The sequence below is a fragment of the Aliiglaciecola lipolytica E3 genome (assembly GCF_000314975.1).
GTDB classification, from domain to species: domain Bacteria; phylum Pseudomonadota; class Gammaproteobacteria; order Enterobacterales; family Alteromonadaceae; genus Aliiglaciecola; species Aliiglaciecola lipolytica.
This window is the reverse complement of record NZ_BAEN01000035.1, coordinates 118260-131301: the sequence shown is the minus strand read 5'-3', so window position 1 is coordinate 131301 and position 13042 is coordinate 118260. Positions and strand designations below refer to the sequence as shown.

14 protein-coding genes are annotated in these 13042 nt (G+C 39.7%); 3 read left to right on the top strand and 11 right to left on the bottom strand.

Features of this window, described 5'->3' with window-relative positions; translation table 11 throughout:
• Nucleotides 1–102: 102 nt before the first annotated feature.
• Together GLIP_RS07725 and GLIP_RS07720 are read right to left on the bottom strand one after the other, a co-directional pair.
• Entirely contained in the window at nucleotides 103–564 is a 462-nt protein-coding gene (locus GLIP_RS07725; RefSeq protein WP_008844046.1) for an Mpo1 family 2-hydroxy fatty acid dioxygenase, read from the bottom strand.
• Between the two features lie 111 nt (nucleotides 565–675).
• A complete protein-coding gene (locus tag GLIP_RS07720) occupies nucleotides 676–1356 on the bottom strand; it encodes a PilZ domain-containing protein (protein ID WP_008844045.1) in 681 nt (226 codons plus the stop codon).
• Nucleotides 1357–1592: 236 nt separating this feature from the next.
• Here GLIP_RS07720 and GLIP_RS07715 point away from each other — a divergent pair, with 236 nt between their 5' ends.
• Complete coding sequence (locus GLIP_RS07715; protein ID WP_008844044.1) at nucleotides 1593–3377, top strand: M61 family metallopeptidase; 1785 nt, start codon at nucleotides 1593–1595, stop codon at nucleotides 3375–3377.
• A 183-nt stretch (nucleotides 3378–3560) separates the two neighbouring features.
• Here the strand turns inward: GLIP_RS07715 and GLIP_RS07710 are convergent, their stop codons facing one another.
• From GLIP_RS07710 to yejK, 4 genes are all read right to left on the bottom strand, one after another.
• Nucleotides 3561–3962: a hypothetical protein gene (locus GLIP_RS07710; protein ID WP_008844043.1), complete on the bottom strand. Its 402-nt coding sequence runs from the start codon at nucleotides 3960–3962 to the stop codon at nucleotides 3561–3563.
• A gap of 84 nt (nucleotides 3963–4046) precedes the next feature.
• Entirely contained in the window at nucleotides 4047–4859 is an 813-nt protein-coding gene (locus GLIP_RS07705) for a M23 family metallopeptidase (protein ID WP_008844042.1), read from the bottom strand.
• The gene (locus GLIP_RS07700) at nucleotides 4852–5727 is read right to left on the bottom strand and encodes a 6-pyruvoyl trahydropterin synthase family protein (RefSeq protein WP_008844041.1); all 876 of its coding nucleotides are present in this window, start codon (nucleotides 5725–5727) and stop codon (nucleotides 4852–4854) included. Before GLIP_RS07700 ends, GLIP_RS07705 begins: the two co-directional genes overlap by 8 nt.
• 89 nt (nucleotides 5728–5816) lie before the next feature.
• Nucleotides 5817–6866 (bottom strand): nucleoid-associated protein YejK, encoded by a 1050-nt coding sequence (gene yejK, locus GLIP_RS07695; RefSeq protein WP_008844040.1) that lies wholly within the window; start codon nucleotides 6864–6866, stop codon nucleotides 5817–5819.
• A 122-nt stretch (nucleotides 6867–6988) separates the two neighbouring features.
• Between yejK and GLIP_RS07690 the strand changes: the two genes are divergently transcribed.
• Both GLIP_RS07690 and GLIP_RS07685 read left to right on the top strand, forming a co-directional pair.
• Nucleotides 6989–7213, top strand: coding sequence for a YejL family protein (locus GLIP_RS07690; protein ID WP_008844039.1), 225 nt, complete (start codon nucleotides 6989–6991; stop codon nucleotides 7211–7213).
• A complete protein-coding gene (locus GLIP_RS07685) occupies nucleotides 7214–8746 on the top strand; it encodes a DUF3413 domain-containing protein (RefSeq protein WP_008844038.1) in 1533 nt (510 codons plus the stop codon). It begins immediately after the preceding gene.
• A gap of 7 nt (nucleotides 8747–8753) precedes the next feature.
• On the opposite strand, the gene gmhB is transcribed toward GLIP_RS07685, so the two are convergent.
• The 5 genes from gmhB to GLIP_RS07660 all read right to left on the bottom strand — a co-directional run bounded on the left by gmhB (nucleotide 8754) and on the right by GLIP_RS07660 (nucleotide 13042).
• Complete coding sequence (gmhB, locus tag GLIP_RS07680) at nucleotides 8754–9290, bottom strand: D-glycero-beta-D-manno-heptose 1,7-bisphosphate 7-phosphatase (protein ID WP_008844037.1); 537 nt, start codon at nucleotides 9288–9290, stop codon at nucleotides 8754–8756.
• Complete coding sequence (locus GLIP_RS07675; RefSeq protein WP_008844036.1) at nucleotides 9280–10104, bottom strand: putative RNA methyltransferase; 825 nt, start codon at nucleotides 10102–10104, stop codon at nucleotides 9280–9282. Before GLIP_RS07675 ends, gmhB begins: the two co-directional genes overlap by 11 nt.
• A gap of 65 nt (nucleotides 10105–10169) precedes the next feature.
• The gene (locus GLIP_RS07670; protein WP_008844035.1) at nucleotides 10170–10931 is read right to left on the bottom strand and encodes an SDR family oxidoreductase; all 762 of its coding nucleotides are present in this window, start codon (nucleotides 10929–10931) and stop codon (nucleotides 10170–10172) included.
• A 30-nt stretch (nucleotides 10932–10961) separates the two neighbouring features.
• Entirely contained in the window at nucleotides 10962–11855 is an 894-nt protein-coding gene (gene mmsB, locus GLIP_RS07665) for a 3-hydroxyisobutyrate dehydrogenase (protein ID WP_008844034.1), read from the bottom strand.
• Between the two features lie 44 nt (nucleotides 11856–11899).
• Nucleotides 11900–13042, bottom strand: a complete 1143-nt coding sequence (locus GLIP_RS07660; protein WP_008844033.1) for an enoyl-CoA hydratase/isomerase family protein — start codon at nucleotides 13040–13042, stop codon at nucleotides 11900–11902.

Sequence of the window (13042 nt, the reverse complement as noted above, 5' to 3'; positions counted from 1 at the left end):
GCACTGATTATAACCTTAGAGATAGGATAAAACTCGTTGTTAATCCCACCCTTAGTTGCGTTAGTCGCAAATTGACTTCTGTGCTTTTTGAGCACACGAATGTTAATACTGAATATTAAAACGTTTTAGCCAATGTACCCACCACCAAGCGGGTCCCACCAGTAAAAATTGTAGATCTTTAAAAAAAGAAGGTTTCTTACCCTCAATTTTGTGACCTACAAATTGCAGAATCCACATTACGATAAATAATGCCAAACTGAATTGCCAAACTGAGATACCTAAATACGCCAATAGACGCACACCACCAAAACAAGCCAGCGTTAACAACGTCATTGCAGCACCAATTGGCCCCGACAATTTAAAGTAATACCACAACACGGGAATCGAAATGACATGCGCCCAAGTAATATCAAAGTGATTTAAAAACTCTGGAGTGGGAATCGACCAAACCAGCGCAAAGGTGACGAAATAAATAGCCGGAACGGCTATGGCATGAATTAAAATATTGGTTTTATGTTGATGGCTTTCGCCATATTCATTTAGTAACGTTTCAACTTTGCGCATATCAACCTCATACTTAGAGCTTCTGCTCCGTATTTATTTTTGTTGTTATTATTGATGTATTGGCGATGACACAAAAGCCGGCGTGTTCCCACCAAGTTATCTAGTTCAGGTTTAAGCGATCATCAATTGATGCAGCAAACCTTCAACTACTTTTTCTGAGGCCTCAAATTTCACACCAAAGTAAAAACGAGTCTCATCCACCTTCTGATTCATCACAACACCTATTAACTCTGAAATTTTCCCGTCGGGATTTTTAACCGCTAACGTAATGTGCTGCTTCAATTCTAGTTTTTGTTTAACAAGTTTACGGTCAACCGAGACACGACAGCCACTTAACGATAAATCGACTATCATGCCATCAAATAGCATCACGTCAGTTTGTGTTTCAACCACAGTAACAAATACATGCGCTTGAGCTCTTTGTTCACTTCTTAACGCATGGCACTGCAGAGACAAGGGAAAAGACGTAAATATATAATTGGCAGGCTTACTTAAAATGACATTTGTTTTCACTTTAAATGCCACCACCTCACCAGCGTCTTCTTCATGAATATACCGCACTACAAGCATACTATCTGCGTAGATTGCGTCGCGTAAACTACCCCACCTAGCTTCGTCGGGAAACTTTATAATTAAGCTACGTGTTCCATCCATACCAATAAACTCGGTCTTAATTCTCTTAATTCCAGATGCAGCCATAACCTGAAGATCTAAAGATAAACCTGGTCTCATTGCACGCAATTTACGCAAATCCTCCCGAGTTAAACCTACTTTTTCCTTCAAAATCGCCACGTAACAGAATTCCCCAAAAAGTTTAGTTGCTTATTAATATTTAAAACATAAATCCTTATAAAGTGTATGTTTTTTATCATTTAAACTAAAACTCTACAACTTTTTTAAGGTTTATACAGGGTTTCGATGCTTTATACTTAACTCGTCATATTCTATCGGGTATGCTTAAACATCGAATAGACCTTAAATTAACGGTCTAACAAACACATGTATTCACCTTACTACTGAGCGTTATTTTGCAAAAAATTAAACAAGTACATTATTCTGTCAGTGTGGACTCGATCGCAGGGCATACTTTTAAAGTTACTCAGTCCATTATTGAGCCCAGTGAAAGCGAATTAATAATTAAGTTACCTGCTTGGATCCCCGGCAGCTACATGATTCGGGATTTTGCTAAAAATATTGTTTCCATTAATGCATATGATGATCAGCAAAATGACTTAGAACTGCAAAAGTTAGATAAGCAAACGTGGAAGGTAAAAGCAGGTAGCGGCAATATTTATATTGAGAGCATTATATATGCGTTCGATTTGTCTGTCAGAAGTGCCTATATATGTGATGAGTACGCTTTTTTTAACGGCACAAGTGTATTTTTTGAAGTTGAAGGATATCAAGGTGAATGCACCGTCGATGTTACAATTCCAGCAGAGCAATTGTCGAAATGGTCGATTGCCACCGCGATGCAAGAATCGCATTCCACAACTGAGACAAAACATTTTACTGCCGAAAATTATACCACGCTGATTGATCATCCACTGATCATGGGTGAGCTAGATATCACTTGTTTTACCGTTAAAGGCGTGCAATTTGAATTTATTTTAACTGGCTCTCATCAAGCAGACACTGACAGAATATGCTCTGATTTACCCAAAATATGTGAACATCACTTAGATTTGTTTGAACATGCCGTTCCGATTACCCGATACTTGTTCATAACCCTGCTCTGCCATACGGGGTTTGGTGGTCTTGAGCACAATAGCTCAACAGTATTGCAATACGCACGCAATCAACTCCCCACTAAAAATCAAAAACATAAAATGCCTGATGGTTATCGCGCATTTTTAAGCTTGTGTAGCCATGAGCTTTTTCATACTTGGCATGTTAAACGAAATAAACCGGCTGAATTTATCCAACTCGATTTAAGCAAAGAAACCTACTCCGAACAGTTATGGATTTATGAAGGGTTTACCAGCTATATCGATGATCTAAGTTTATTGCGATGTAAGTTGATCGATGAATCCAGTTATTTTGAGATGTTAGGACAGAATTTAACTAGACTAAATCGAAATCCGGGAAACCGAAAACAAACAGTGACTGAATCAAGTTTTGATGCTTGGACACGCTTTTATCAGCAAGACGCAAGTGCGGCCAATAATATTGTAAGTTATTACGCAAAAGGTGCTGAGATTGCATTGTGCTTAGATCTGCTAATTCGCAAACATTCTCATCACCGCTATAGCATGTTTGATTTGCTCAAGTTACTTTGGCGCGATTTTGGCGCAATCAACAAAGGCACACAAAATAATTCAATTCAGCAAATCCTAAAACTAGAGCTTAATCTTGATTTAGATGCATTTTTAGAACAGGCACTGTATTCAACGTCACCTTTACCTACGCAAAGTTTACTCGCAGAATTTGGTGTAAATATGCTATTTCGTGCTCGGAAAGATGCCGCAGATAAAGGCGGTAAAGCAGCTGACGAAACCTTATTAACGGCGTTTGGAGCAACCTTCGAGGCGGCCCCGACAGGCGTCAATATACAACAAGTTCTAGAAGGTACACCTGCATTTTCAGCTGGGCTACAGGTAAAAGATAACTTAGTCGCTATTGAACAGTGGCAAGTGAATAAAGATACTGTGCGCACAATTTTAGATAACTACTCAGCAAGTGCTTCTGTAAAACTAGCTGTTTTCAGAGACGGGAAATTAAAAATATTTGAAATGCCAATCGAAAGCGCCGCGAAAGATACAATTTATTTAAACACTATAGACCCAGAAAAACAGCGATTGTGGCTTGAATAGAAGAATAGACGAATAGAAGAATAGAAGAATAGAAGAATAGAAGAATAGAAGAATAGAAGAATAGTAAATATTAAGTAGACGTACTAAAACAATAAGCGTTTTCTTGGCGTTTTAGCAAGATTCAAAACAGGCAAAGAGTGGTCATGATTGTAAGTAGCAATTTTGCGAAGCGGCGGTGACCGGTTAAAAATAACCGCCGTTTTTATTAACAATTGCTGACAACATAAAGCCAATAGTCGAACTGCAAAGAATTAGTCCAATCAAAAATAAAGGCGTGAATTTAGCAATCGCAAAGCGCACATTACGTCTTTCTATACTATCAATTACCTCATCCAAATCAGATTCATCATAATGATATCTGTTGACTATATAACGAGACGAATCCCCAACTTCAGTAAAGTAAAAATGATATTTGTCTAATAATTCTCTTAACCGAACCGGGTCCATTTTGGTTTTTTCTAACACATCCTCAAATGCAACACCATAAGGCTCGTACCCATCTAATACTTGGTGGATTTTAACTACCTCAGAAGCCTTCATGGGTTTAATGCCGATAATTGTGCTCATGGCCATATCGTATTTCATCGCTAAAACCTTTATTGTTTAATTCAAACTAAATATATCACCAAAACAATACCCCCATGGTACAGTTTTTAGTCATAATTTTGTTTAATTATTAGGTCTTGCCGGAACTAATAGTGCGGGATCGATTCGTTGACTATGCCAGTTCATACGCCAATCTAAATGTGCTCCAGTGACTCGACCAGTGGCACCAATCTCGGCGACCAGTTGTCCTTGTTTTACACTGTCACCCACTTTCACGTGTCCAGCACTTAGATGCAGAAATGTAGAAGAAACGCCATGCCCATGATCGATGATCATAGTGCCTCCCGAATAGTACATATCAGGAACCCATAGGGTGACGACACCATCTGCTGGCGCGAGCACCGGTGTGCCAGTTGGAGCAGCCACGTCGACACCAAAGTGCGGCCTTTTAGGTTGTCCGTTAAGGATTCGTTGACTTCCGTATACTCCACTGATGGGACCTTCAGCAGGCCAAATAAATGGTTGCATAAAATCCGTTCGCGGATCACGGGATAATCTTGCGGTAGCCACTTGTTGATTGTCTAAACGAATACGCGCCAATACTTCTTCAGGGGGAGTAACCATTTTAGGCGGCAGCCCTTCTATACTCTGAACAGCATACTCTCGTTTTTTTAGCTCTATTTTTTTAACCTGTTTAACTTCATCAGGTGTTTTCCAGCTTATTTCGTGATCCAATGTTGCATCGCGGCCAAAGCCAAACACAAAATACCCTTCTTTAGATACTTGCAGTTCTTCACCATCCAACCAAACCTGACTGCCGCTTTGCACCACGCCTCTAATTAAGCTTCCTTGCGATAATTCTCCGCGCAACTCGATGGCAGACACGTTTGCGCACAACATTAGTCCGATCAATACATGCAAAACATTTCTAAGCATACGCAATGGCTCCTTTTCCAACGCCTTCATAGGCTAGCACTTTGAAATCACTATCCGGTCGCTGCTGCTTTAATTCAACCGCAATATATTGCGCTAGACACTCAACAGTCGAGTCTGTATTGACAATCTCACATTCAGCTTTCGGTATGGCAAGGCTAAATTCGCCTTGCGACGATTCATATGCAAACAAAAAGTGTTGTGACGAATCAGATAAACTTTGTGTAAACAGGCCACTCTGATGCGAGATGATATCTTCTTCACTTCCGATATAGATATCACTCCAACGTTGTGCCCAATATTCTTGCCAATCTAGACTCAACTCGTCGTTTTCATACACTATTATTTTAGAACGGTGGCCGTGAGCTATTCGTTGGCAATTACCATCATGCTTTTTTAAACCATGGGTATAGTGATAAAACGGGGTATTTATGACTTCAGGTCGTAAAATTAATTCGATGCCTTCAACATTACTAGGCAAATGCGTTGCAATGACTTCCTTTAAATATTGTCCCACAGATACAATATCTACTTCTTCTGCATAAACAAAAGCATAAGCTTCAGCAGGACACAATAGGTGAATCGACTTGCCATCAGGCCGCAGAAAATCCACTTTAACTTCATCTGTGTTGGGATCTCTATTGATAATACTGAAAGGATGTTCCGCTGGCACTAACAGTTTGTGATCGACATATTCATCAATCAGAAATTTGAGCTCTTTTTTAACCTTACCAAAATCCAGCACCATACTTTCTTCGTTAAGTTCGCCATCCAAAATGACGTCGACTATCCAACTTTCACCAACCATTCCTCTTTGGGCACAAAGGTAGGAAAAGTCCATTACGGTTAAATCGTTAACAAAAAGCTGCATAGTGTAAAAGAATCCTGTGGTTCAAGCGTTATATACGCCGTAAAGTATATCGTATTGTGTTGTGCTAAGCATGTAACAAGTCAATCAACCTAACTATTATGTCGTGTAAGTTGATCTTTTAGATTTGGTGGGACACCTTTAATTAATAGTGTGTCAGAGTTGGCATCATATTGCACTCGGTCGCCATACAAAGCACGGTCGAAACTCAGGCTTATACCACCACCTTGGCCACTAAACTTTGCCAAGGTTTTTAATGCACTTCGGTCTGCTTGAAAAGACGTTTCTAGCGGTGTTTCACTTTGCTGATTAAAGTCAATAAAATTGCGTCCACCTTCTTGCGGTAGACTTTGCGACAGCTCTTCTATTTGAATATCATCGCCCTGTTCCAATTTAGCTTTATAATAATCTGACACTATTTGGCGTGTTTGTTGTTGTTCACTTTTATCTAGTTGCTCAGATGCAATATATTCATCTACGGTTTTTAACAATTGTTTATTCTGTTGTTTGATATCAACTAATTCTTCACAGCCAATAAAATGCATAAAAAAGTCAGATACTTTTCTGCCCATTCGACCTTTAATAAAACTCACGTAACGATTTTGTTCTGGTTGAGTTTTTAATTGCGTTAAGTCAATTCTTACCGCAAGTTGCATTTTGGCAAGATCGAGGTGATCACTGTAGGTCAATTCTAAGGTGTCTGTAATCTCAACATGTTGTTTAGTATTTAGCAGCGCAATCATTAAATATTCGGTGGCAAGAAATTCATAGTGGCTAAAAATAACAAAGCCCGTTTCTACACTTGCCATTTCCACCATGCTCTTTTTCAGTTTTTCACAACTGGCAACGCTGAAATCAATAAAACTATCCGGATCAGCTACCATTGCCAAAAGTTCGTTTTGAAATTCGCTATTTGCAACTACATCATTTTGCTCTTCACCTTCTGAAGATGAGTCGGTTTCTTGAATAAAGCTACCTACTCCCTTACCTGGCTTCTGATTGAACACCTGATTAATCTGATGCGCTAAGGTTTCAATATCGGGACTGATATCAAAGCACGAACTTTTAGGGACAACTGTTAATTCTTGTTGTTCATTGATCCCCAATTGATGCACGACAAAATGATGAATAACAGCACTCATGAAACTCTAACCTTCTTTTAATTATGGAAAATACGAAAACCGACTATTGAAAAACCAGCACCTAGTTACTATCTGCTCAAATACTTGTTATTATTTATATAAATCGGCTTAAAGGTTCTTACATGCCCCAACAATCCAAATATTCAGACGCTCAATTTGAAGCGCTAATGAATGACATCGTTTTTGCGCTCGAAAAAAACGAAGCAAATCGCGACTTATCTTTAATGGCGTTGGGTAATGTAATTACCAACATTTTTTTGCATCAGGTAAACGAAAGCCAGCGCGAAAAAATGGCCGCTCAGTTTACACAAATCTTGATGAAAAGTATCAATGGAAATCAAAAATAAATGATACTCTCAGAAACACCTCGTCGTATCTTGTTAACTAAGTTAGTTACCTGGGGACACTGGTTTACGCTTTCAAATATTCTCGTGGCACTTGTTATTGCTGGCATTTATGTTTTTGCTTCACCGCTACCAGATTCATTATTGGGCATTACGTTTTTATTGGTTAATTGGATTAGCCATATCGGCTTTTTGACCTTTTTTGCCTTTGTCATTCTGGTACTGCCACTTATCTATGCATTTCCCAAATCACGCTTTATCCGCGGGGCAGCCTCTACTATTGCGGCATTGGGCTTAGCGCTCTTAGCTTTTGATGCACTGCTTTACACCAAGTATGGATTACACATTAATCTGGGTTCAGCAGATTTAATTAAAAGTGAAACTCAACCGGTTATCAATGCATTTGGCTGGCAACAATGGGGTTTTTTATTGTTGTTGTTTGTGGTGTGGTTATCTTTTCAACTTATTCTAGCAAATGCACTTTGGAAGCGTATTGAACGCCTCCAACGTATCCGCTTGGGTATGCCCATCAGTGCGTTGTTTGTTGCCTGTTTTGTATGCAGTCATGCCTTACATATCTGGGCAGATGCCAACCTTTATCAACCTATTGTCAAACAAGATAATCTTTTCCCGTTGTCTTATCCTGCAACCGCTAAAGCCCTTATGTCTAAGTATGGCTTGCTAGATATTGAGAATTATAAACAACGTAAAGCGCTACTGTTTGATCGTAATGTAAAAGGCATCAAATACCCGTCTAACCCTGTGTATTGCAGCATCAATAAAAATGAACAGTTTGTCTTGTTAATTCAAACCGATGCAACTGAATTGGATTTAAGTAATACCAATCTGTCACAATACCAAGGTCATTATGATTTAAGTTCAAACGATCATTCCTCACAATTCTCAAGTCTGTTCGGGTTACCTGAAATCTATTTATCCGATTTAAACAACAAAACGCCGCTGATGCTCGAATTACCTCAGAAGTTAGGGCTACCGGTGTATTTGTATTCGCAAATACCACTTGAGCATTCGATATTATCCGGTTTAAGTACAGATTATGACGCCTTTGAACAAGCTACCCTCTCCGATAAACCAAAGCTGGCTGTCGGATTTGTAACTCATCAACAAATTCAGTCGCTACTAAATTCAGAGTTACTTGATAATAATCATGTGGTTATTTCATCCTTTGCCGCAAACCGAGAGACAATTGAACAAGTTCCTTTGTATGCTAATTTTGATTTAAAACAGAACTTATCAACTCACTTAGATTTTCCAGCCACAGTTTTAGAGCGTTTAGGGTGTGACGCACTTTCAGATGATTACTCAATTGGGCAATCACTGCATAACCCTCGTCGAAACTGGTTAGTTGGCACTAAAGGCAGCAAAGTCATTGTGATGCAAAATGGCAATCGAATTGAAGTATTATCTAATGGCAGTTATAAAATCTATGACCGTAAAACAGGTGAAGAAACGGTAGAAACACTCAATACTGGGTTGTTAAGCCAAGCCATTAAACATTTAATGCACTTTTATTGAGAGTAATTTAAAGCGGGATAATATCTGATAGAGAATTTACTTGGGTAAATCCGATATTTGTTGTGTCATCCTTTTCACTGTCAGAAAACAAATAGCGATGAGCAACGCCAGCGCTTGCGGCAGCGAGCATATCGGATAGATTATCCCCGATCATAAATGATGCCGCCATATCTACCTGATATTTTTTCCTTGCCTGCATCAGCATGCCTGGAGCAGGTTTACGACAATCACATTCTTGCAGATATTCACCAATAGCCTCACTTGGATGATGCGGGCAATAAAAAAACTCAGTTAACTGAATGCCCTGACGTTTAAACGTCACAGTCATCCAATCTGATAATTGAAGGAAATCCTCTTCCGTGTAATAACCACGCCCTATGCCCGATTGATTAGTCACAACTAAAATCAGATATCCTTGCTTTTGAAATCGTCGACAAAGGGTGAAAATTTCGTCGATAAAATCAATTTGTTCAGGTTTAGATGCATAACCGTGATCAACATTTATTACACCGTCCCTATCAAGAAACAATGCTTTAACTGTCATGATTTTTTCTCAACACCTGAATATCAAATTCAGTTTGACAAACACTGCTAGATTGTAAAAATTGATTTTTACTCTGCTCGCTTGCATGCCAATAAAAAGGGGTCATTTTAAGCAAATTTAAACGTTCTTCTGAATCTTTAAAGGCCATATCAAACCCGACTGATTCTCTTACGTGTAAACTGAAGTTGGTTGACTCTAATTGAGTCAAACTATGTTGTTTCGACTCATTGTATATGCTTTGTTTTAGTTGCTGTAAATGTGCAGGTCCAGGATTAACCAGAAGCCAAAGCCCGCCTGGCTTTAAAATTCTCGCAATTTCTTGTTCACTTGAAGGTGCAAATACTTGAATTACGGTGTCTAGCGAACTGCTTTGCACGGGAATTTTAAATGTACTGGCTACGGCAAAATGACACTTTTTGTGCGCTTTCGCTGCTTTTTGAATAGCCACTTTTGAGATATCACAGCCTGCAGCACGACAATTAAGCAAAGTATTATCCAGTTTCGAGCGGATCTGCTCTAAATAATAGCCTTCACCACAACCCGCATCAAACAGACTCACATTGTCGGTGTTACAATGGCTTTTAATTAATTGCGCCAAACGTTCAACTAAAGGATCATAAAAACCTTTTTCAAGAAACGCACGGCGCGCCACAATCATCTCTTTATTGTCACCCGGTGCTTTGCTATTGCGTTCTTGGGCTAACTGTAGATTAACGTAACCTTCTTTAGCTTGATCAAAGGTGTGATTGGATTCACATCTCCACGTACCATTTTCAAATTGCAATTGAAGGCCACAAGCCGGACAGCACCACATAAAATAACAACTACCTTGTCTAGAAAATACTGGATATATAACCCCAGCGCCTGAAAGTGGCTCTATTAAACCCTTGTTCCACCATCTAATTCAAGTGTACGTCCAGTAAAATACTCATTCTCGAAAATAAATTTAGCCGCATGGCCTAGTTCTTCAACTTCTGCCAATCGCCCAGCAGGCACTGTGGATAAAAATCGTTCGATCATTTCTGGGCGCATTTGCGCCGCCATAGCAGTATTCACTAATCCCGGTGCAATGCAACCAGTGCGGATATTGAAACGCGCCAATTCTTTTGCCCAAGTAACTGTCATAGTTGCCACCGCGGATTTTGAAGCAGAATAATTAGTTTGCCCCATATTGCCTCCGCGCGACACCGAAGATAAGTTGATAATAACGCCTGCACTTTTAGTTTCGATCATCTGAGCGGCAGCTTCTCGGGCACATAAAAAAGTGCCTGTCACATTTACATCTAACACAGATTGAAATTGCTGTTTAGACATTTTATCAACGACTTTTCCCTCTTTAACTTTCAACAACATTCCATCACGCATGATGCCGGCGCTGTTAATTAGGCCATTTAATTGTCCAAAATCACTTTTAATTTGAGAGAATACATATTCCACATCAGATTCGTCAGTTACGTTAACTGCGTAGCCTTTAGCGGTTACGCCTAACTCTGATATTTGTTCAGCGGCCGATTTAACAGCAATATCTTGCATATCTAACAACGCTAATTGCGCTCCCGCCTCTGCAAACATTTTTGCCATTGCAAGACCTAACCCTTGTGCTGCACCAGTGATAGCAATTACTTTGTTTTTAAGTTCCATAGCTCACCTTTAGTTACTTTATATTTTCACTTATTTGTTTCGACTGAATAGTTTAAAAATACTGGAGAAATCTTTTTTACCGTTTCCCTGCATGCTGTGCATCGAAAACAAGTTTTGCGCCAATGATCCCATTGGTGTGACAGATTGACTTTTGAGCGCAGTATCTAATGCTAAACCTAAATCTTTGCGCATCAAATCAACCATAAAACCACCTTGATACTCATTTGATGAGGGCACATTTTCCATAACATTAGGACACGGATTATATAATTCCAAGGTCCAATTTCGTCCGGAGCTTTGCAACATAATGTCCGACATCACTTTTGGATCAAGTCCATTATCAATAGCTAATTGCAGTGCTTCTGATGTACCGGCCATTAAGATAGACAACAGCATATTGTTACAAATTTTAGCGACTTGCCCTGCCCCTTGATCACCTGCGTGAAAAATATTTTTTCCCATGTCCTGCAGCACTATTTTGCTTTGTAAAAAATGTTCTTCGCTACCACCAACAATAAAGGTTAAGGTCCCCGCCTTGGCACCAGCAACGCCACCAGAAACAGGCGCATCAACAAATGCGATGCCTTTGGCAGATAATTGTTTGCCAACATGTTTCGCCGTATTCGCGTCAATAGTACTCGAATCGATGACTATCGTATCTTTGGCTAAATATTCTTGTAGACCTTCATTAGGATCTAAATATAAGCTTTCTACATGTTTACTGGCAGGCAACATAGAAATAACGTATTGCACTCCCCTTACCGCTTCTTTTGCGCTCGCCGCTTGGCTGGCACCTTGATCTGTTAATTGCTGCAAAGCATCGGCTGATAAGTCAAACACGCAAACTTGATGGCCAGCTTTTAATAAATTGGCAGCCATAGGACCGCCCATGTTACCTAAGCCTATAAAAGCAATGTTAGCCATTGCAATCTCCTTACATTTAAATTTGTTCTATTTAACGTTTCTAATTACAAGTCGCGTAATGGATGTGCATTCTGTGCCCATGGCGATTCAAAAAACTGCTCAATGGTTTGTTTATCTACGTCACTTGTAGATGAAAACGCCCAATTTGGATTGCGATCTTTATCAATTAAAAGTGCCCTGACACCTTCTTGAAACTCGCCATAAGTAGCGCAGCGACATGACATAATAAGTTCCATTTTAAAACACTCAGCTAACGACAACTCTCGTCCTCTTCTAAGCTGTTCAAAAACTAAATGCATAGTAATGGGTGAGCTGTAAGTTAATGAACTTTGTGCTTTTTTAAGCCACTTATCACCTGTCGAGTCAATATTTTGCAGCGCCTCAATGTAGGTAGAAACATTCTCGTTTTTGTCGATATCAGCCAACATTTCACGGTGATTCTGTAAATTCCCTTCGCGCTCAGCTTGCGAAAATTGCTTGCACAAATTGTGTAAAAGATCTGCATTCTGCTGATGACTTTGTGTCCAACTAACTGATTTCATCTTCCTTAAAAGATCTAATTTATCGGCGTGGTCAATGATGTGATCGGCTAAGTTTGCGTATATTGCATCGTGGCAATCGATACTTGCACCGGTTATCCCCAAGAAGCGACCTACACCTGCTGGCATTTTGTTAAGGAACCAACTGCCTCCTACATCGGGATAAAGCCCGATACTGGCTTCCGGCATCGCAATTCGAGATGACTCTGTCACAATACGATGACTAGCCCCGGCCATTAAGCCTAAGCCCCCCCCCATGATAATCCCGTTCCCCCAAAGTAAAATTGGTTTGGTAAACGTGTGGATTAAGTAATCTAGTCGATACTCCTGACTAAAAAACGTTTCAAGTAAATTGGGTATGGTAATATTCGATTGTTGGTGCCCTTTTGCTCTATCCCCCGCAGACTCGGACATGGCTCGATACATCGCCACCACATCTCCACCGGCACAAAAGGCTTTATCTCCGCGACTATCTATCATCACTACAGCGATTTCGTCATTTTGTTGCCATGCTTGTAATTGCAGCAACAATAAGTTGACCATTTCCAAATCGATAGCGTTTAAGGCATCCTGTTTATTGAGGGTCGCGATACCAATAAATTTGTTATTTTCACAAGGCTGAATATCGAATAGTACAGGTGAGCTCAT